We start from the raw sequence: 20681 nt of genomic DNA on the forward strand, positions 1-20681 counted from the left end.
AAAAATCTATACTTGATTAGCGCTTGCCGAAGCGACGCAGGCGCAGAGAGTTGCTGACGACGGTCACCGAGGAGAGGGCCATCGCCGCAGCGGCGAAAATGGGCGCCTGCTCCTTCAAGAAAGGGATCAACGGTGAGAGGATCGCCGTCGGGATAAGGATGACGTTGTAAGCAAAGGCCCAGAAGAGATTTTGCTTGATGGTGCGCATGGTCGAGCGCGAGAGGTTAAGGGCCGTGACGATGCTCTGCAGATTTCCCTTCACCAGTGTAATATCGGAAGCCTCCATAGCAATATCTGTCCCAGTTCCCATGGCAATACCGGCGTCAGCCTGCACCAGGGCCGGGGCATCGTTGATGCCGTCCCCGGCGAAGGCCACCACCAGTCCCTGTTCTTGTAAGCATTTGACCTGGTTAGCCTTATCTTCAGGAAGCACCTCAGCCAGGATATGTTCAGGAGCGATCCCGACCTCGTCGGCAATGGCCTGGGCGGTCAACAGATTGTCTCCGGTAATCATCCAGACGCTCAAACCCTGCTGCTGAAGCTTTTCGACGGCTTCAGATGAGCCAGCTTTAACGGTATCTGCGACGCCGACCACGCCAACGGCCCGCTGATCAATAGCGATCAACATGGCAGTCTTGCCCTGCTCTTCCACCAGAGTCATCTGTCCGGACAGCGAGTCGGAAGGGATGTCCTGCTCCTTGAACAGGGTACGAGTCCCCACCAGGACGGAATGACCTTCAACGGTCGCCTGTAAACCACGCCCGGCCAGGGCTACAAATGTTTCAGGTTGTTTGGCCAGGGTGATACCACGTGCCCGAGCGCCTTCGATCAGAGCGTTTGCCAGCGGATGCTCAGATCCCTGCTCAGCACTGGCTGCCAGGCGGAGCATCACATCTACCTGTACATCCGGCAGGGCAACCACGTCGGTCAGCTCTGGTTTACCACGCGTGATCGTACCGGTTTTATCCAGGAGCACAACATTCACCGCCTGAATGCGCTCCAGGCTCTCGCCGCCTTTGATCAATATACCCTGCTCGGCTCCCTTTCCCGTGCCTACCATAATCGCGGTAGGCGTTGCCAGTCCCAGCGCACATGGACAGGCCACGACCAGGACCGCTACCGCCGCTACCAGGGCCGTAATCCAGGGATTGCTGGCCGTCGTCATATCCATAGCACCAGGAGCAGGCGCAAGCAGGTTTCCAACGATCGCCCAGGCAATGAAGGTCAGGCTAGCTATCACCAGCACCACGGGCACAAAGACGCTTGAGATCTTATCAGCCAGCCGCTGAATCGGGGCCTTCGATCCCTGCGCCTGCTCAACCATGCGAATGATACTGGCCAGCATGGTATCAGCACCCACACGCGTCACCTGCACGCGCAGCAGCCCACGCTGGTTCACGGTCGCGCCAATAACACTATCGCCGCTGGTCTTCTCAACCGGCATACTCTCACCGGTAATCATCGCCTCATCAACCGCCGACAGGCCCGAGATAACCTGGCCATCCAGCGGAATCTTCTCGCCAGGCCGTACAATCAGTTCATCACCAACCTGCACGCGCTCAATCGGCAATTCTATCTCTTCGCCACTGCGCAGGACATGGGCGGTGCGAGCCTGCAGCCCCATTAACTTCTTAATCGCCTCATTGGTCTGCCCCTTGGCGCGCACCTCCAAATATTTCCCCAGGTAGATCAGCGTAATGATCAGGGCGGCCGTATCATAAAAGGTCATGGCACCCACCAGGTGCGGGAAAATAGTGGCCACAATACTTATAAGATACGCAGCCGTTGATCCCAGGGAGATCAGCGTATCCATGTTGGCGCTACCATGACGCAACGTCTTGAGCGCGCCACGGTGGAATTCCCACCCAACCAGTGCCCAGACAGGGGTGGTCAGAAGAAAAAGAAGCACATTTTCACCGGTGAAACGATTCATGAAGAACATATTAAGAATAGCCACCGGAATGGTTAGCACAATACCAAGCAGGAGCAGGTTTCTTTTCCTGACCAGTTCAGCCGCACGGCGCTGCTCCCGCTGCGTATCCTGATACACAACGGGCGTAGCTGGCGTTTCTTTCGCGGCGGTAGACTGCGCCGCCTGTTGCACTGGTGCTGTCAATGGAGTAGCCTTATAACCCAGCGCATCCACTTTTTGCACCATCTGTTCTACGCTGACCTGCGAAGGATCATACACCACCTTGCCGCGTTCAGTAGCCAGGTTAACCTGGGAATCTTGTACGCCAGGCAACTTCTTCAGCCCCTTCTCGATACGCATCGCACACGAGGCACAGGTCATACCTTCCAGCACGAAATCCGTTTCCCGTGACTCTGTCTGAACATCAGCGGCATCTGCCGTCGGAGAAGCATTGACCACCAGCGGAGTAGCCTTATAACCCAGCGCATCCACTTTTTGCACCATCTGCTCCGTCCCCACCTGAGCGGCATTATACGCGACGGTAGCTTTTTCAGTGGCCAGATTGACCTGGGCATCCTGTACACCGGGTAATTTTTTTCAGCCCTTTCTCGATGCGCATTGCGCACGAGGCACAGGTCATGCCCTCGACAGCGAAAGTCACCTGACCATCACTATCAATACGAGGCCGCTGCCCGCCAAAATCTCTATTATTATCCAAGGAGTTCTCTGCTTCAATAGCCATCGAGTTACCCTTTCATCATAATCAACATACCCCTACCCCCCTGGGGTGGGTATATGTGAAGTATATGCTTTTCAGCTAGTTTTGTCAACCATGGTTCGGAGATCACCCTCTATTCAAATGAACGCATGGATTTTCATTGATGAACCACACAAAACGAACCGTAGGTGCCGGGCTTGCCCCGACTTCCCGTTCCCGAATGCTCAGGTTTCCTTTAATACATGGCCGTTCCAGGGGAAAAATGTTATTGTTGGGGGAAACGTGTATGCTCAGGAACGGGAAGTCGGGGCAAGCCCGGCACCTACAGGCCAATTACCTCTTTACAATCCATCAGATATCGCTTATGCTGTTGGAAAGTAGCGAATTTGCCAGCAAGTTCGCATTCGTGCCATGAATGTATTGACTTTTATGTTAAATGACTGTATGATTTCATCAATGAAACAAAGTTGATTTCATTGAACAAAGCAATGAATTGGCCTTGCAGTGACCACCTGTCACTAGCACATGAAGAAGGGATAAATGTGTGATTGGCTCGGTCACAGTGAAAGATGTTGCTCGTAAAGCGGATGTCTCAGTCGGCACCGTTTCGCGCGTATTCAATAACCATAGCAACGTATCGGAGGAGATACGCGATCGGGTATTGAAGGCGGCAGCGGAACTGGGCTATGATCGTATCGTAAGCCCCGAACCACCCCGTACAGGGACACGCGCGATCAAAGAAATCGGATTTCTCTATGGAGATCTTGCCGACAGTAGCGCAACCATCAGCAATCCTTTCTGGACCCATATCTTAAACGGCGTTGAGCAAGAGGCTCGCCGCTCCAATATCAAAGTAACATACAGATCCATTGAAGAACTGATTCAGACTCCCCAGGAGCTCTATTCGACAGTTCAGGAGATGAAACTGGGTGGTATTTTGATGGTAGGACCTGCCGAACGAGAGACGGTTGCGGTATTAAAAAGTCTTGATATACCCCTCATGCTGGTCGATAACTATGTTCCTGGCCTTTCTATCAACTCGGTATTGAGTGATAATTTTGAAGGCGCTCGAACAGCGGTCAATCACCTGATTGATAATGGTCATCGCGAGATCGCCTTTATCGGTGGTCCTGTTATACCCGGACCAAGACCGGTCGACACTATTTACACGTTTGAACGGCGCGGTGCCGGATATCGTACAGCCCTGCTGGACGCGGGGATACCCGTAAACTATGATTTAATCAATAATGGCAGCTTTGGCATCGATGGCGGCTATCAAGCCTGCCAGCGACTGCTGGAACGTAAAGTAGCATTTACAGCGCTTTTTTGTGCCAACGATGAGATCGCCATTGGCGCGATGAAGGCCTTACGGCAGGCGGGTTATCACCTGCCCGAAGATGTCTCCGTCGTCGGTTTTGACGATATCGTATTGGTTGAACATTTGACGCCAGCCTTGACCACCATCCGCATCAAAAAAGAAGCGATGGGGGCGGTAGCAGTAAGGCGGCTCCTTGAACAGGGAAGTGATCCATTTGACACCAGCATCTGCAATATCCTGGAGGTTGAATTAATTAAGCGCGATTCCGTACGCCGTATCAGCCACTAATTATCCCTTTCATCAAACCGGCAAACAACCGGCAAACACCACCAGTCACGCAAACAAAAAAACGCATAACATGCCAGACGGGGATGTTCCCTTTTGCGAATGGCGTTTCATTCGCAAAACCACATCTTTATCTATACAACATTGTTGTTTACACCTACGGTTGACATTTTGTCCTACCAAGTTTTTGGCTGCGTTCGAGTCCATTTTTATTTACACGAAGGAGTGATTCATATGGATTTTTCAATGTCACGACGGCGCTTTATCACACAGAGTGGAAAAGTCGCGATGGCTGCTGGAGTGGGTGGAAGCCTGCTGGCTGCCTGCGGTGGTGGCTCTAGTGGCAATTCTAATTCTGGTCCTGTAACCTTGACCTTTGGCTGGTGGAGCAACACCCCGGCGAAAGATAACTCCATGAAGGCCTGGATTAAGGATTTCGAAAAAGCCCATGCCAACATTCATGTAAAGCCGGAGATCCTCCCCTGGGGCAACTACTGGGATAAGTTAAAGACCACCACAGCCGGTGGCAATGCTTATGACATCATTGGTATGTCCAGCGGCATGGCGGCTCCCTATTTTGATAGCGGCGCCTTAACCGATCTGACCACATTCTCCGATTACAACGACTCCTCCAAGTCCCTCAGCCCGGCTGCCCTTACGTTGAGCCAGTGGAGTGGTAAAACCTTTGCCTTACCAATTGGTACCTCGATCTCCGTCCTGGGCTACAATAAAGCGTTGCTCGACGCGGCGGGCGTTCCAGCTCCTGATCCCGTGAAGGCGATGACCTTTGATGAGTTCAAGACCATGGCGAAAAAGCTGACAAAAATCCAGAACGGCAAGGGCGTCCAGTATGCCATCAATCCAGACGACATTCTGGACTATGACATGTTTGTGCGTATGAACGGTGGCAAGACCTTTGACAATCCGGTCAACCCGAGCAAGGTCACCATCAATACGCCCGAGGGCATCCAGGGCCTGACGGACTACCAGAGTCTATTCACCGAGAAGATAGCACCTCCTTACAACGAGCTGAACAATGGCCCCTGGTCCTTTGACCTCGGCGCATTGGATACCGGAAAGATCGCCTTCGCCCGCGTCGGCCCCTGGCTCTTCTCGGATATGGCGAAAAATCCCAACTATGGCATCACGCCGATCTTCACCATCAAGCAGCCTGTTATCACTGGTGGCGTCAACTCCCTGGCTATTTACAAGAATAGCAAGAACCAGCAGGCAGCCTGGGAATTCCTGAAGTGGGCCACGCAGACCAACCCTGAGATCAGCTTCGCAAAATTCAGCGATATCCCCGCTGAAAAGCAGGCCTTCTCGCAGTTGGACAGCTATCTACAGCCCTCGAAATTCGCACCGACCATGACAACAGCCTTCCAGTCCTTCCAGCCGAGCCTGATGACGACGAAGGACCAGCTTGCCACCACCATCGGTGATATTATTACCGACCTGATGGCGGGAAAATTAACGCCGACACAGGCCGCAGCCAAAATAGAGCAGCAGGGCAATTCAATCCTCGCCTCTGCCTAGCACGCTGCAACCTGCACCGAAACGCTATGGAGGGGCGCTTCAGGCGTCCACACCCCTTTTCGCTGGTGGTACACACGGTGCCTATGTGTACCACCGGGCAAAACTCTGTGCACCATTGCGTTTAAGCTCATGCAAAGAAAACAATCAAGCTGGGGATCCAATACTCCGTTAGAAAGAGAACTGGTTCATGATATCTACGTCACAACAACAACCGACACTGTCCAGTCGCTCGTCTTCGCAAGGCTACAAGCGGCCAAATTTCTTTCAGCGACTGTGGCGCAGCGAAGGTCTGAAAGGCTATCTCTATATCAGTCCCTGGCTGATTGGCTTTCTGCTGCTGGGGCTGTGGCCAATCACCCAGACCTTCTACTATAGCTTCACCAAATTTAACCTGTTCAATGATCCGGCCTGGATCGGTTTCAAAAATTACCAGGATATCCTGACACGTGACCCCATCTTCGTGCAAGCTTGCATAAACATGGTGGCCTACGTGCTCTGTTCGACAGTCATTAGCATTGTGGGTGGGCTGGGACTGGCATTGCTGCTCAACCAGAAGTTCCCCGGAAACCATTTCTTCCGTACGGTACTCTATATCCCAAGTCTCCTGGTAGGTGTGGCGATCGCGAAGCTCTTTAAGGCGATCTTCGCCGCCGGCGACAACGGCCTGGCAAATGTCTTTCTCGGTCTGTTCCACGTCGCTCCCGTCAACTGGCTGGGCGATTACAGCCGCCCCTGGATCGGTGTGATCGCGATGATTCTGGTAAACGTCTGGTTTATCGGCGGCACCATGTTGATCTTTCTGGCCGGCTTGAAAGGCATTTCGGAGACCTACTACGAGGCGGCAAGGATTGATGGGGCGGGGAGATGGTCTACCTTCTGGCGGATTACGGTCCCTTTGCTTTCACCGGTTATCGTCTTCAATACCATTCTGACCCTCATCGGGCATATCCAGGTCTTTGAAACCCCGCTGGTCTTTGCTTCCAGCCAGGGAACCGTCAGTACCGGGAATCCCCTGGGCTATCACAATAGCCTGGCCGTGTTCCTGACGTACATTTATCGACGTGCCTTTATCTCCAATGATTATGGTTATGCTTCAGCATTGTCGGTGACCGTCTTTGTCATCACGTTAATTCTGACGCTCTTTGTACTTGCGTCGATTCGCTTCAGTCACTATAGCGAGCAAGAGAATTAAGTACCGGTGACAGAACGTCTGGTGGAGACAAGACAGCGTTGTCCCTCTTAACAAGAAGGAAAAAGCAAAGCTTTGCTATTCACCTGTTGACGCCCACGGCGGCGGAGAAGAGTGAGGGAAAAAATCTTTCGTAACGAAAGGCGAGGTTATGAGTACGATACAGAGGGCTGGAAGGCCATCTTCTTCTACAACACAGGCATTTAATCAGAGACGACAGAGACGGGGCCGACGGTTGTTGCGCCTGAGCTATATCTGGACTTACGCCATCCTGATCATATTGAGCTTTCTGATTCTGATGCCGTTTCTCTGGCTGGTCTCATCTTCCTTGAAGAACGAGTTTCAGTATTTCGCGATCCCCATTCAATGGATACCCAATCCTATGCAGTGGTCCAACTATGTTGAGGTCTTTACCCAATATAATTTCGCCCACTATATATTCAATAGCATCTGGCTAGCCGTCTTTGCGGTCATCGCGACCACCTTTTCATCGGCGATCGTCGCCTATGGTTTCGCGCGCTTCCGCTTCCGCGGACGGACCCCGCTGTTTGTACTGCTGCTGGCAACGATGATGATTCCATCTCAGATGTATACGATTCCGCTCTACATTATCTTCAGGAATCTCGGCTGGATCGATACCTATCTGCCAATTATCGTGCCACAGCTCTTTGGGAGCGCATTTAACATCTTCCTGTTCCGGCAGTTCTTCATCGGCCTGCCACGCGAGATCGACGAGGCCGCGCGCATCGACGGCTGCGGCAGCTTCCGCATCTTCTGGAACATGATCCTGCCACAATCACGACCGGTTCTGATCGTGGTAGCCATCTTCACGTTCCTGAGCAGCTGGCGCGACGCCTGGGGTCCATTGATCTACCTCAGTAGCGACGCCAACCGTACGGTTCCCCTGGGGTTGCTCTTTTTCTCTAACCCCTTCAAATCAGTTGATCCACAGTTGATGGCTGCGACGCTAGTTGCGCTGGTTGTTCCAGTTATCCTCTATGCCATAGGACAGCGCTACATTGATAGTGGTGTCAGCATTGCTGATGTGAAGTAAAATGTTCAGGAGTGAACATACTAGTTTTGTATATTGGTGCAGCAGGGCCGCGGATGCGGCCCTGCTGCACCAATATACAAAACTAGCGCGGCCGCGCAGCGGACGCGCGTACGGGGGCACACACGCGACCCTGCTATGACGATAGTAAGATACATTGTTAGATCTAGAGAGAAATCTTATGGAGCACATACAGACTCGTAGGCAAACGAAGTTTCTTGTTTTTTCCGACCGATCCTATCCCGATTGGTACTCTCCCCAGACCCTGACACAACTTATCCCTGGAGAGGCACGTTTTGTGGATGCAGCGATGCTCAGTTCCGCTCTGCAAGAAAACGTTGAACTTTTTATTTCATTTCATGGTCCCTATTTTCCCAAAGATGCGTGGCCCTCTCTGCTGGAATATCTGGAGCGCGGGGGAAATATAGCGATATTTGGCGGCATGCCCTTTACACGTCCTGCACGTGCGGATGGAAGCGTCGAATCCGAACAGCAGGCGTACGCACAGCAGATCTATCTGGGACCTTCTTTTGCGCTCCAACTTCCAGAAGCCACTCTACGTGTAAACGCGGCCGCCGTTACAGGTCATCTCTTTACACATATTACACAGATGCCATCGTTACCGGCCGCACAGGCCGGTTCCTGCTGGTCGTTTTATCCCAAGCTCACCCAGGTCTCTGACCATCCAGAGGATATGGGAGCGGCCGGCCCCTTTGATACCCTCTTAACGCCACTGCTCTACCTGGACGCACAGGTGCCCGAAGTAGGAGGCGGTCACCTGGCCACGTTGATCTCCCTGCTCGATCAGCAATCAGGACGCTTTCAGGGCGGGCGCTGGTTGCTCTCTCTCTGGAAACCAACAACACCCGAGTTATGGCTGGCCATGGCGGAGCCGATCCAGCAATTCATCCTTCAGGCTGCGGCAGGCATGACGGTACTGCAGGCGTGGCCTCAGCAGGCCTGTTATCGTGCGGGTGAAACACCCGCTGTGACCATCTCATCACGCGCACGCCAGGGCCATCGCGTTGAAATAACGGTCTCCACCCCTCAAGGGGATGTTATGCAGACCTTCAATACCGAACTACCAGGATCTCCCTATGTGCAGGAACGCAGCGTTCAGCTATCAGATCCTTTGCAGGAAGCGGGACTCTACAGCGTAGAGATATGCTTCGAAAATGAGCAGGGGCTGGAATGGCATGAAAAGACGGGCTTCTGGGTATGGGACACAGCCCTGGTAGAGGCCAGCAAAGATCTGCATCTAGAGGTCGGCCGGGATTATTTTTACCGGCAGGGTGAGCCCTTCCCCCTCTATGGCACGACGTATATGGATAGCAAGGTGCAACGCAAGTTCCTGGCTCAGCCCAATCCGGCGCGCTGGGACGCCGATTTCGCCGCCATGAAGCGGGCGGGCGTCAATACCATCCGCACAGGCATCTGGACCGGCTGGCGCGACATGATGGTAGAGCCCGGCCGTATCAATGAGTCATCATTGAGGGCGCTCGACGCGTTCGTCATGACAGCCTGTAAATATCAGATCCAGCTTATCTTTACCTTCTTTTCCTTTTATCCACCGCTCTTTGAGGGCTGCAATCCCTGGCTGGACCCGCGCTCACTCCAGGGTCAACTGGATTTTGTGACGATCCTGGCGCGCCGCTATGCGCAGGTTCAGCTACTCTCCTGGGACCTCATCAACGAGCCCAGCTTCGGTGATCCCCAGATGATCTTTAGCCAGCGTCCTCTCCCCAACTACGATCGCTATGAACTGGCAGCTTTCCGCTCCTGGCTGGCCGAGCGCTATAGCATTACAGAGTTGCAGCAGCGCTGGCGCCAGACACCAGGAGATTTCGCCAGTTGGGACCAGGTTACCCTACCGCTGGCGGCCGATTATATCACCGATCCCCGTGGCACCGAGACGCGCAATATGCTCAAGGTGATGGACTATACCTTTTTCTCGCAGGATATGTTTACGCGCTGGGCGGCGCAGACCGCGGCCGCGATGCGGGCCGCAGGTTGCACCACGTTGATCGGCGTCGGTCAGGACGAGGCCTGCTCACGCATCGCACCCCAGTTCTATGCCCAGGCCCTCGATTACGGCACAACCCATCCCTGGTGGAACAACGATAGCCTGCTCTGTGACATGCTGCTGGATAAGCATATCGGACGCCCCAACATCATCCAGGAGATCGGGGTTATGCTGGTGCGCGATGTCGATATGCGACCACTGCGCAGCGAACAGGAATGCGCCAACCTGCTCGAACGCAAACTGATAACGGGCCTCATCGGACGCGGCGCTGGCCTGATCCAATGGCTCTGGCATATCAACGCGTACATGACCAGCGATAACGAGAATAGTATTGGCCTGATCCGTCCCGACGGTAGTATGAAACCTGAATTACAGGTAGTACACGAGGTAGGACGCCTGATGCAGGAGCTCACAGGACAGATTATCGAACCAACACAACCACCCGCCACCTGGGTCATCATCCCTTATTCACAATGGTTCCTGCGCCCTGATCTGGCCCTGGAAGCGACGCGCCAGAACATTCGCATTCTGGGCTACGACCTGGGTATCATTCCGCAAATGGTCGGCGAACAGCAGTTGGAAGAACTGGTCGAGCAGCAGCAGCCACAAACAATCATTCTCCCCGGCGTACAATATCTATCCCAGGCAGCCTGGCAGGCTTTACTCACCTTCGTAGAACGGGGGGCGACGCTCCTGGTCAGTGGAGTACTGGGGCAGGATCAGCATAATCTCTCTATGCCGATCCACATTGCTGATATTGAATCTGACCTGCCAGAGATCAGACCAGTTTCACGCTATGAAGAGCTGCAGGGGCGCGCCGGGCAGCGATATCGGTTCATCTACAACGGTGACAAAATCGCGTACATCAAGAAGGCACACAACCAGATACGTGAATATACACGTGGCAAAGGCCGTATTCTCTGGTCGGGCCTGCCGATTGAACAGTCACAGAGCACAGAAGCCATTCGTTCCATCTACCAGGAGATACTCGCGGTAGACGGTCGCGGCTGCCAGCAAGAGAGCCCATATCTCATGGCACAACAACCATTGAAGCACGGAAAGCTCACCCTCATCGTCTCTGAAAGCTCACAACCTGGTGAGATTGAGCTAGAGGATGGTCAGCGCGTGCAGGTCGAACCCGGCCGCGCGGGAGCGATCCTGCACAAGGATGACGGCAGCGATCTGTGCTTTGGAGGCGTCCATCTCCTATAAAAAAAGGGGCATGCGTTGCCTACAATTGAATTGCGCGCAATTCAATTGTAGGCAACGCACGACGCAAAAATACGGCAGAGCCAGCAGGCAGTTGTTTCATAACTGCCTGCTGACTCTGTCTAAGCAATTGCGATGGGTTAAAACGTCACAGGTAGGGAGACCAGGTTACGCAGGGAGCCACCTTCCTTCCAGGTCAGCTGTTGGGGATCGCAAGCCAGGCGCAGATGCGGAAGGCGACGCAGTAACGTACCGATAGCGATCTGCCCCTCCAGGCGTGCCAGCGGGGCCCCCAAACAAAAATGGATACCCTTGCCAAAGGCCACGTGCTGATTCTCTCGGCGCAAGATATCCAGCACGTCGGGATCAGGAAATTGCTGTGGATCCGTATTGGCCGCGAGCAACGCGCACCTGACCATTTCACCTTTGTGGATCACCTGACCATACAAGGAAACATCTTCAAGAGCCCAGCGTGGCCCGGACAGCGTTACAGGAGATGTATAGCGCAACAGTTCCTCGACGGCCCCGGGTAGCAAGGAGGAATCGGCACACAGGAGCCGCATCTGATCAGGATGCTCAAGCAATGCCAGCATGCCGTTGGCAATCAAATTGACCGTCGTTTCATGGCCAGCCGTGATCAACAGGAAAATCATTGAGATAAGTTCATCCTCATTCAGCCTATCTCCCGCCTCTTCAGCCAACACAAGCTGGCTTGTCAAATCGTTGTCAGGATGTGCGCTCTTATTCGTTATTAACGTTTTGATATAGCGAACAAATGCTTTCTCGGCCTCAAGGCCAGATGCGCCTTGCCCGGGAGCGGCACCCTGACTCTGGACGATAATCTGTGTCCAGGTACGAAAAAGCTTGCGATCCTCTACAGGGATACCTAGCAGGTCAGAGATGACTGCAATCGGTAGTGGAACAGCAACGCCGGCAACCAGATCCATCTCCCCCTGTGCCTGAACCGTGTCCAGAAGACCATCCATCAACTGCTGGATACGTGGTCGCAACTGCTCGATCATGCGCGGGATAAACGCCTTTGATACCAGGGTGCGCAGGCGCGTATGATCAGGCGGATCTGTATTGAGCAGATGCTTGCTCCAGGCAAGAGGCATATAAGAGGAGGCCACATCATCGGAGCGCCCAGTCTGCGCGGGCTGCACCTTCTGCCAGTCCATGGTGAAGCGTGGATCTTTCAAAATGGTGGTGGCCTGGTCATAACCGGCCAACAACCACATATCTGTCCCCATCCAGCGAAACCTGGCGAGGGGGACCTGCTCGCGCAGTTGTGCATAAATTGGATAGGGATTGTGTTTATGCGAGAAGAGCTCGCTCAGGGAGATTTGTGTCATACGGGTTAATTTCCTTTCACCGTTTTTCAATTTCTTTTTTCAATTTCTGTGGAATCAGCCATCATTCCGGCCACAACAAACCTGACGATGTAGTCGCGCGCACGTGCCAGGCTCTCGATTGAGGAAATATCCTCTCCCGGCAGCATCACTTGATAGAGAGGGAGGGATGCCAGATACGTCAGGCAGATCTGTCCCACCGTCGCCAGTTGCAATACAGGAATAAAATCAGAGCGCAGGAGTCCAGAACTGCGCGCCCTCTGGAAAAGAAGCTCGAACTGGTCGCGATCCGCGGTTGAAAACTGCGAGGAGATCTGGGCATAGGTGCGCCAGCCACCGGCCATCTCCCAGGTCATCATGCGCACAAAACGGGGATGCTCAAGCAGATAATCAAACAGGGTTTGCAGCATTGTTTCAAGGAACAACCTCAGCTGTGACGCGGACAGAAAAGCGGTATCATCCTCCAGAAAAGGAGCAAACGCACGCGCCAGCAACTCATTCGCCGTGTTATCAGCATGCTTCAGCACGGCCACATAAAGGCCTAGCTTATCGCCGAAATAACGAAAGATCAAGGTTTTATTGTATCCGGAGGCCTCAGCGATCGCGTCGACGCGCGCCCCCTCAAAACCATGTTCCGCAAACACGTCCTCCGCCGCCATCAGGATCGTCTCGCGTGTGGCCTCGCCTCTTCTCTTATCAGGTGACATACCTGTCCTCTTCGTTCTCTATAATGTAACCAGATAGTTACGTAACTATCTGGTTACATTATAGAGAACGAAGCACGAACATGTCAAGCGTCGCTGACGCCGGGTAAGGTTGAGAGAGGCTATGGATTCGCCTGCAGGAAGCGCAGAGCGATCAGAATATAGGAGCGGGCAGCTGTTAGCAGTTCAGAGACCCGAACATGTTCATCCGGCATGTGGGCGACGCGCACATCGCCGGGTCCCAACAGCAGAGCAGGAATCTGGCCCAGGTTGACCAGTTGACGCAGATCAGTACCGGCGGTAATACCTTTAATCGTGGGTGCATGGCCAGTCACTTCCTGTACGCAGCCTGCACAACTCTGTACCAGAGGATGGTCATGAGGGATTTCGCCACTTTCAAACTGGCCGCCGGTCCATGTGACGGTTAAAGGATGGTCGCGCAGCCATGGATCGGTCTCGGTCAGGGTGCGCATAGTCTGCTCAAATTGCTCGCGTACCGCCTGGCAGCTCTCGCCCATCGCCACTCCGATACGGCCCTCAAAAATTAATTCATCCGGCACGGAAGAGGACCAGTTGCCTGCCTGCACACGACCAATATTCAACGGATAGGGGAGATCAAATTTTCCCAGCAGGGGATGGGAGATGTCGCTATTGCGCACGCGCTCTAATTGGAGCAGTGCCAGGTGGATATCGAGATATTTCTCGATCGCGCTGACGCCTTCCAGGCGCATACAGGCGTGGGCCGACTTTCCACTGACATGTACCAGAAACGTCAGGGCGCCCGCCTGAGCGGGGACCACATCAAGATCGGTCGGCTCACACACGATCGCCGCATCACCACGATGACCACGCAGCAGGGTCGCGAACGTCCCCAGACCACCATCCTCCTCACCAATCACGCTCTGCAACATCAAAGAACCGGGAAGCGTCACACCAGAGTCATTAATCGCCTTGATGGCGTAGAGGGCTGCGACCAGCCCGCCTTTCATATCACAGGCGCCGCGTCCATAGACAAGGTCGCCATCCTGTTCAGCGCCCCAGGGATCATGGGTCCACTGCGTACGATCGCCCTCGGGCACGACATCGATATGGCCGTTAAAGATCAGGCGTCGGCCCGCCTCACCACCGCCCTGCCAGGTTCCGACCAGTCCAACCGCCTCGCGCTCACTGCGATCAACCTCCATACCAGGGAACGAGGCCTGGCGCCGCAGTTCCGCTACATCAATGGTCCATTCATCGACGGATAGTCCAAAGTCTCGCATGCGCCGCGCCAGCCAGTGCTGCGCCTCCGCCTCCTGCCCGGTTCTGCTCGGCAGGCGCAAAAGCTCACGTACAGACGCGAGCAACCCATCCTCATCCAGTGAGTCCAGAACCTTTTGCTCAATTACAGTTAGTGCCATCAGTCATACCTTCTTCCAGCAAAATACAATACCTGCCCCAAACACCATCAGCCTCTTGATATGTTTAGAAGGTACCATTCGCAGTTTGAGGCGTCAAGCAAAGATGACTCACCTGTAGCATACTAAAGTTGCATCTCGTGCCATATAATAAGAGTGTGTTTCTATGAGAGCCCTTTTGCCAGTATGTCCGATGCCCACATTGATGGTATGCTGCAGATCCAGGAGCGGGGGCTTACCTCAGCCTGGCGCTGCAGGTGCTAACCCTCTGGTTTCTGGACACATTCTACGCAAAAAGGAAAAAGCAGCATCACTATTATGATATGCATACATAAGAGAGGAACGGATTTGTAATGAGTCTTTCAACCGTCTATGTTGGATCCTACGCGGAAAAAGATGCACAGAGCATTTATGTTTACAGGCTGGATAGTGAAACGGGGAAGCTGACCCTTGTTAACAGCACAGCCGGCATCCTGAACCCTTCTTTTCTGACCGTCAATGCCGATCAGACACGCCTCTACGCCGTCAGCGAGACAGATAACCAGCCCGGGTCCGTCGTGGCGTATGCGCTCAATTCCCAAACGGGAGAGCTGACACGACTCAATGAGCAATCAACCAATGGAGCGGCGCCATGCCATCTCGCCCTTGCTGACCAGGAGCAGTACCTGACCGTGGCGAATTATCTCGGCGGGAACATCTGTCTGTATCCAGTACTGCCCGATGGACAGCTTGGGGACCTGGCTTACGAGGTACAACATCATGGGAGCAGCATCAATACTGAACGCCAGGATGCGGCTCATCCACATTCCACCAACATTGATCCCAGCGGAGGCTATGTATACGTGCCAGATCTGGGGCTGGATAAGATCATCATCTATAAGCTCGATAGTATGTCTAACCAGTTGGTGATCCAGGGGGATACCATGGTGGAACCCGGTTCGGGGCCACGCCATTTTGTCTTTCATCCCCAGCAAAATTATGCCTATGTGATCAATGAGTTGAGCTCGACAATTACAGCCTTCACATATAATCCCGACATCCAGACACTCACCACGGTGCAAACCGTCAGTACGTTACCGGCGCATTACACAGGTAGTGCCAATACCTGCGCCGAGATACGCATTGATCCATCGGGACGCTTTCTCTACGCGTCGAATCGAGGAGACGATAGCATTGTGGTCTTTAGCATCGATGCCGACGATGGAAAGCTGATACACGTCGAACGCGTCTCCACCGGCGGTCAGGGGCCGCGCAATTTCGCCCTGACTCCCGACGGTGACCTGCTCCTGGTCGCGAACCAGTATTCCAGCAATATTGTCAGCTACAACATTGACAAGCAAACCGGCAAGCTTACAGTAACGGGAGAAAATCTCCAGTTGCCACATCCCGTTTGCCTCAAAATCTTCAACTAACACATGGAAAAGAAGGCATATATGAGTTATCCCGGATTTTTGAAAAATCCGCAAAATAGGTTCTGCGCTCCCAGAGCGGGAGATGCAGGAGGGAGGGCGGCCAGCCCTCCTGCCGGGGTGTGGGCGAACATGCTGGGGCATGATCAAGTCCCCACACCCCGGCAGGGAGGACCCTGCACCCCTGGTTTTGGGAACTTTTTCAAAAGTTTGGGATGACTCATATATGCACATCAATATATGGTCCACCTTCTATGCAGCTTCAAGGAGTCCAGGGTACGATCAATGCCTTCGGAAACCGAGACCACCGGTTCATAGGACAGGTCTTTGCGCGCCGCACTGATATCATAGGTCTGGGTACAAGCCAGCATGGTAGCGGTGTAGCGTGTCAGCATAGGAGTGTTCCCTATCCAGCTGGCTCGCCTCTCCATAGCGGACGCCGCCATCAGCGCAAAGGGGAGCGGAAGAGTATGTAAAGATTCGGAGAGCTTTAGGCGCTGCAGAATAACACGCAGCGCATTCCATAAAACGATGTGCTCATCGTTGGTAATGATATATGTTTTGCCACAGATGTTCTGAGCATACAGGGCTAGCAGTAAGGCGTGAACGACGTTATCCACATAGGTCACGTCGCTGCGATTGCGGCCATTGCCAATCTGATAGAGGCGCTGCTGGCGCGCATATTCCAGCATACGGGGTAACCAGCGATCACCAGGCCCAAAGATAGCGTGTGGGCGGATAATAACCGTTGGGACATCGCTGGCCGCCTTCACCAGTTTCTCTGCCTGGTATTTTGAACGGATGTACGGAGAAGAGAAGCGAGGCGGATAAGGAGCTGACTCCGTAATGTTGTGTTGATTTTGCCCGTTAAAGGTAACGCCTGAAGTTGAGACATAGATACAGCGTCGGATATTATGCCTGCGACATCCCTCCAGCACGGTAGCCGTACCCTCAACGTTGATCTCGAAGAAATCTGTCCAGTCCCCCCATGGCTTTACCAGCGCGGCAACATGATATACGGTATTCATTCCAGCACAGGCAGTAAACACCGCCTCACGATCACGTAAATCACAGGCTATAGGAATAGCGCCATCACGCATCAGTTCTTGCACACGCGAGAAGTTACGCCCCATCATATATACCTGGTGCCCTCGATCCAACAAGGCTGAAACCAGGCGCCTTCCCAGAAAACCGGTCCCGCCAGTAACGAGAATCTTCACGTATTTATCCTTCTAACTCAAGCACGAGCGATCGTCCCCACCGCAATACACTTCCCTTCCATCCAGCAGGTAAATAAGTAAAACTCGTTAATCCATCTGATCCAGGCTCCCATCCAATATATAAAGATAGGCAAACAGTCGCCTTATATCTGGCATCGCGATAACATCCATAGTATCCTCACAAACGAAGTTTGGCACTTGCAGCATATGGAAAATGCATTAATGCAATCCATATATTTCAATGTATCCATACAATGGACGAATGGCACCCGATTTCATGAGAAGCAGGCAACATCCACCAAAATATACGTCGCAATGGAGGTACATATCGCATCATTGAACCAGATCTGATAGCTATTATAGCCTATAAGCTGACCACACAATCGGTTCGCGGGCAGGATCAGGCAGCCGTCAGCGTGCATGTGTGCTGAACCCACGCCTGCATGCTGACGGCTATATGATATATTTTTGATACCGTCTTAAAGAGGCAAAATACTAGCAGTAGAAGTCACCAGGTGATAAAGCGCACCCGTGGTATCAGATGGCAGAGGGGGATGGTGCTGTAACGTTGTCACACCAAAGATAGCAAAGCCGATAATCACCAGAATGATTATTGCCCAGAGAAGCCAGTTGGTTTTGCGAGGTGGAATAATTTCGGCCACCTCTTCCTCTTCGCCCTGTTGGTCAAGCTCTTGTTCATCTATATTGTCTATCTGGCCGTTTGAATGGTTCTGCACAATGATATCTCTTTCCCAGGAATGCAAGAAACAAAATTAAAATTCCACTACCTCTTATACAACAAAAGAGGGTTAACAACAAGTACTTTTTTTAGGAGCATCTTCCTTGAAGGGTGATGATGCCACGTTCGAGCGCGGTCGCTACGGCGGACGCACGCGAATCGACACCTAATTTGTAATAGATGGTGGCGAGATGCGATTTCACAGTTGGTTCGCTAATACCCAGATGGGCTGCGATCTCTTTGTTGCGCTCACCATGCGCTACCAGCAGCAATACCTCCCGTTCGCGTCCAGTTAATTCAACATTTTCTCTGGCAGGGGCCTGCTCACTTTTAGGAGCTACCACTGTTGCTTCAGGCGTCTGCATTAACGTGAGCAAACGCTTGATGATGGCTGGATGGAGCAGGGTATGGCCCTGTGCGGCGGTATGGATGGCGTGGATCAACAGAGTCCGTTTCACTTTAGGCGTTAAATAGGCAAAGACGCCAGAGCGCAGCAGGCGTAACATGTGCTCTTCATGCTCATTGGCCGTCAACACAATAATGGCTACCTGGGGCCATTCTCCACAAATCAGCTCAATGGCGCGCAGGCCATCTATGTCCGACATATGGGGATCAATCAGCAAGACGTCCGGTTCACATTCGCCCACCAGGCGAATGGATTCGGGAATGCTGGTCGCGCACCCGACCAGTTCAATCTCATGATTGCCTGAAAGTATGCTGTATAATCCTTCCACGATCACATCGCAGGCACTGGCAATCAAAAGGCGGATCTTTCTCTGCTTGTGGTTCTCCATCGATCCTCCTCAAAGGATACTTCTTTTCTCTTCTATTCTCCTTCTGATTATAGCAAAAATGGCTGTGTTAAAACCAATAATCAGCCAGATGACATCCATCAGGATGAGACGGAAATGGAAAAGGTGAGGAGATGTACTACTCCTTTTAGCATCTACCAACTCACCCGAACGGACGATAGGTATTGTACGTTTTTTTAGCTACAATAAAGGTGCAGTAAAAAATAAGATATAGCTAATCCAGCGATGGATGCGGGAAGCAAAGGAGAGAAAAGATATGAGTTCACCATTAATTGCGGCGGGCATAGCGATTGGACTCGGTGCGATTGGCGCGGGACTGGCGATGGGGCTCGCCAATGGCAAGGCATATGAGGCGATAGGGCGCAATCCCGAGGCGACATCAGCCCTGAGGACCAACTTCTTGCTCGGCCTGGTATTTGCCGAGACGATCGCCGTCTATTCACTCGTGATCGCCATTCTGCTGGTGTTTCACCAAGGTTAATACTCTACCCACCAGCGACCAAAGGGATGGGCCATGGTAAGGCCCATCCGCCAGGATATTACTGGTCACCCGTCAGGCTAAACGGAGAATGGTCTGCCTCGAAGTTGCACTCTTTCACCTGTTGAGGAACGACGCTCTCTTCCGAGTCGGTACCTGGCTCAAGGAGCTGCTCTTCATTGTGCGAACGCGGTAAAATAAGGTATTCATACACACAGGCCGCCAAAACGGCGCCCACGATCGGACCAATCCAGTAGACGAACTGGTTGGTCCAGATACCACTCACCAGGGCAGGCCCAAAGGAGCGCGCTGGATTCATGATACCTCCCGTTAATACCCCACCACCGAGTATGCAGGCCGTCATGGTCAATCCAATACAGAAGCCACCAAACTTTGGCGCGCGTGTATCAATCGCGGTGCCGTAGATAGCTAAGAGTAAGAAGAAGGTCAGCAACGCCTCCACCGCGACGCTCGCTCCAATCGATACGCTATTGGATAAGGCCGGTGTACCCAGTTGAGCGGCCTTCCACACAAATGCGGGAAAGACAACCCGTAAGAGCAGAGCGGCAAGGACGGCGCCCACCAGGTGAGCCACAATGTAACAGAAGCCCAGACCCGATGTAATGCGCCGCGCCACCAGAAAAGCGATGGTCACAGCCGGATTAAAATGTCCGCCTGAGGTGGCGCCAAAGATGGTAATCAGCACGGCCAGCGCCAGGCCATGGGCCACAGCGATTCCTGGCAGGCCAATCGCCCCCTGCATCCAGGTGTTGGCTATGACTGAACCTGCCCCCACAAACACAAATAAGAAGCTTCCGATCAACTCCGCGACGACCGCGCTGACATTCTTACGCTCAACCCCACGCCCATGCACAGATGGACCTGTAGCCCTCTGTCCCATAGCCGAATGAGCGTCAATTTCTTCTGGCTCATCATTAACATAGTCATCCATTATATGGTTATCCATATGACGAAATCCCTCTTTCATAAGCTCACTGATACGCATAAATAGCTCAAAAGCTATGAGAATAGGGGATAGCACACTCTATTTATCCCTATCCTTTTCGAATGCCCTTGCGCTCCTCCTTACAGTATAAAAAGCACGCTAAATTCCATCCCTCAACGACCGACTTCTGAAGCGAGCGCAGCAGCGAAGCGGGAATAAATCTGTTTCATCCATCGTTCTAGCATGACATGACCAGTAAATAACAGGAACTATGCCGATATATCGCCTGGTGTATAAATATTCGCTGGTACCTGGCAGCAACAAGCGGTGACTTGCACACGCTTCCGGCTCTATTTGAGACATTTTTTTACAGGTGATATGCTGCA

16 protein-coding genes are annotated in these 20681 nt (G+C 53.0%); 7 read left to right on the forward strand and 9 right to left on the reverse strand.

What is annotated here, in order from left to right; translation table 11 throughout:
• Positions 1 to 16: 16 nt before the first annotated feature.
• Both AABA21_RS02755 and AABA21_RS39205 read right to left on the reverse strand, forming a co-directional pair.
• Positions 17 to 2416, reverse strand: a complete 2400-nt coding sequence (locus AABA21_RS02755; protein WP_338247434.1) for a heavy metal translocating P-type ATPase — start codon at positions 2414 to 2416, stop codon at positions 17 to 19.
• Positions 2417 to 2462: 46 nt separating this feature from the next.
• The gene (locus AABA21_RS39205) at positions 2463 to 2654 is read right to left on the reverse strand and encodes a cation transporter (RefSeq protein WP_420917090.1); all 192 of its coding nucleotides are present in this window, start codon (positions 2652 to 2654) and stop codon (positions 2463 to 2465) included.
• A gap of 520 nt (positions 2655 to 3174) precedes the next feature.
• On the opposite strand from AABA21_RS39205, the gene AABA21_RS02760 reads away from it, so the two are divergent.
• The 5 genes from AABA21_RS02760 to AABA21_RS02780 all read left to right on the forward strand — a co-directional run bounded on the left by AABA21_RS02760 (position 3175) and on the right by AABA21_RS02780 (position 11244).
• Positions 3175 to 4236, forward strand: coding sequence for a LacI family DNA-binding transcriptional regulator (locus tag AABA21_RS02760; protein ID WP_338247435.1), 1062 nt, complete (start codon positions 3175 to 3177; stop codon positions 4234 to 4236).
• Between the two features lie 231 nt (positions 4237 to 4467).
• Positions 4468 to 5769: an ABC transporter substrate-binding protein gene (locus AABA21_RS02765; RefSeq protein WP_338247436.1), complete on the forward strand. Its 1302-nt coding sequence runs from the start codon at positions 4468 to 4470 to the stop codon at positions 5767 to 5769.
• Between the two features lie 187 nt (positions 5770 to 5956).
• Entirely contained in the window at positions 5957 to 6961 is a 1005-nt protein-coding gene (locus AABA21_RS02770) for a carbohydrate ABC transporter permease (protein ID WP_338247437.1), read from the forward strand.
• 148 nt (positions 6962 to 7109) lie between these two features.
• Positions 7110 to 8012 carry a carbohydrate ABC transporter permease gene (locus AABA21_RS02775; RefSeq protein WP_338247438.1) on the forward strand — a complete coding sequence of 301 codons (903 nt, stop codon included), beginning with the start codon at positions 7110 to 7112 and terminating at the stop codon, positions 8010 to 8012.
• Positions 8013 to 8190: 178 nt separating this feature from the next.
• A complete protein-coding gene (locus tag AABA21_RS02780; RefSeq protein ID WP_338247439.1) occupies positions 8191 to 11244 on the forward strand; it encodes a beta-galactosidase in 3054 nt (1017 codons plus the stop codon).
• A gap of 137 nt (positions 11245 to 11381) precedes the next feature.
• Here AABA21_RS02780 and AABA21_RS02785 read toward each other — a convergent pair whose 3' ends face one another.
• The 3 genes from AABA21_RS02785 to AABA21_RS02795 form a co-directional block, all read right to left on the reverse strand.
• Complete coding sequence (locus AABA21_RS02785) at positions 11382 to 12593, reverse strand: cytochrome P450 family protein (RefSeq protein ID WP_338247440.1); 1212 nt, start codon at positions 12591 to 12593, stop codon at positions 11382 to 11384.
• A gap of 26 nt (positions 12594 to 12619) precedes the next feature.
• Positions 12620 to 13297, reverse strand: a complete 678-nt coding sequence (locus tag AABA21_RS02790; RefSeq protein ID WP_338247441.1) for a TetR/AcrR family transcriptional regulator — start codon at positions 13295 to 13297, stop codon at positions 12620 to 12622.
• Between the two features lie 119 nt (positions 13298 to 13416).
• The gene (locus AABA21_RS02795; protein WP_338247442.1) at positions 13417 to 14694 is read right to left on the reverse strand and encodes an ArgE/DapE family deacylase; all 1278 of its coding nucleotides are present in this window, start codon (positions 14692 to 14694) and stop codon (positions 13417 to 13419) included.
• 350 nt (positions 14695 to 15044) lie between these two features.
• On the opposite strand from AABA21_RS02795, the gene AABA21_RS02800 reads away from it, so the two are divergent.
• Positions 15045 to 16103 (forward strand): lactonase family protein, encoded by a 1059-nt coding sequence (locus AABA21_RS02800; protein WP_338247443.1) that lies wholly within the window; start codon positions 15045 to 15047, stop codon positions 16101 to 16103.
• Between the two features lie 230 nt (positions 16104 to 16333).
• Here AABA21_RS02800 and AABA21_RS02805 read toward each other — a convergent pair whose 3' ends face one another.
• The 3 genes from AABA21_RS02805 to AABA21_RS02815 form a co-directional block, all read right to left on the reverse strand.
• A complete protein-coding gene (locus AABA21_RS02805; RefSeq protein WP_338247444.1) occupies positions 16334 to 17320 on the reverse strand; it encodes an NAD-dependent epimerase/dehydratase family protein in 987 nt (328 codons plus the stop codon).
• A 479-nt stretch (positions 17321 to 17799) separates the two neighbouring features.
• Positions 17800 to 18057: a hypothetical protein gene (locus AABA21_RS02810; protein WP_338247445.1), complete on the reverse strand. Its 258-nt coding sequence runs from the start codon at positions 18055 to 18057 to the stop codon at positions 17800 to 17802.
• Between the two features lie 91 nt (positions 18058 to 18148).
• Positions 18149 to 18853 (reverse strand): LuxR C-terminal-related transcriptional regulator, encoded by a 705-nt coding sequence (locus AABA21_RS02815; RefSeq protein WP_338247446.1) that lies wholly within the window; start codon positions 18851 to 18853, stop codon positions 18149 to 18151.
• A 274-nt stretch (positions 18854 to 19127) separates the two neighbouring features.
• On the opposite strand from AABA21_RS02815, the gene atpE reads away from it, so the two are divergent.
• The gene (atpE, locus tag AABA21_RS02820) at positions 19128 to 19352 is read left to right on the forward strand and encodes an ATP synthase F0 subunit C (RefSeq protein ID WP_126602276.1); all 225 of its coding nucleotides are present in this window, start codon (positions 19128 to 19130) and stop codon (positions 19350 to 19352) included.
• Positions 19353 to 19410: 58 nt separating this feature from the next.
• On the opposite strand, the gene AABA21_RS02825 is transcribed toward atpE, so the two are convergent.
• Positions 19411 to 20316, reverse strand: coding sequence for an MIP/aquaporin family protein (locus AABA21_RS02825; protein WP_338247447.1), 906 nt, complete (start codon positions 20314 to 20316; stop codon positions 19411 to 19413).
• Positions 20317 to 20681 lie beyond the last annotated feature (365 nt).

The organism is Dictyobacter halimunensis, assembly GCF_036245075.1.

Coding starts and splice junctions, on each gene's coding strand:
- AABA21_RS02755 (WP_338247434.1), bottom strand. CDS start 2,416: ATGGTGCAAAAAGTGGATGCGCTGGGTTATAAGGCTACTCCGCTGGTG.
- AABA21_RS39205 (WP_420917090.1), bottom strand. CDS start 2,654: ATGGCTATTGAAGCAGAGAACTCCTTGGATAATAATAGAGATTTTGGC.
- AABA21_RS02765 (WP_338247436.1), top strand. CDS start 4,468: ATGGATTTTTCAATGTCACGACGGCGCTTTATCACACAGAGTGGAAAA.
- AABA21_RS02770 (WP_338247437.1), top strand. CDS start 5,957: ATGATATCTACGTCACAACAACAACCGACACTGTCCAGTCGCTCGTCT.
- AABA21_RS02775 (WP_338247438.1), top strand. CDS start 7,110: ATGAGTACGATACAGAGGGCTGGAAGGCCATCTTCTTCTACAACACAG.
- AABA21_RS02780 (WP_338247439.1), top strand. CDS start 8,191: ATGGAGCACATACAGACTCGTAGGCAAACGAAGTTTCTTGTTTTTTCC.
- AABA21_RS02785 (WP_338247440.1), bottom strand. CDS start 12,593: ATGACACAAATCTCCCTGAGCGAGCTCTTCTCGCATAAACACAATCCC.
- AABA21_RS02790 (WP_338247441.1), bottom strand. CDS start 13,297: ATGTCACCTGATAAGAGAAGAGGCGAGGCCACACGCGAGACGATCCTG.
- AABA21_RS02795 (WP_338247442.1), bottom strand. CDS start 14,694: ATGGCACTAACTGTAATTGAGCAAAAGGTTCTGGACTCACTGGATGAG.
- AABA21_RS02800 (WP_338247443.1), top strand. CDS start 15,045: ATGAGTCTTTCAACCGTCTATGTTGGATCCTACGCGGAAAAAGATGCA.
- AABA21_RS02815 (WP_338247446.1), bottom strand. CDS start 18,853: ATGGAGAACCACAAGCAGAGAAAGATCCGCCTTTTGATTGCCAGTGCC.
- atpE (WP_126602276.1), top strand. CDS start 19,128: ATGAGTTCACCATTAATTGCGGCGGGCATAGCGATTGGACTCGGTGCG.
- AABA21_RS02825 (WP_338247447.1), bottom strand. CDS start 20,316: ATGGATAACCATATAATGGATGACTATGTTAATGATGAGCCAGAAGAA.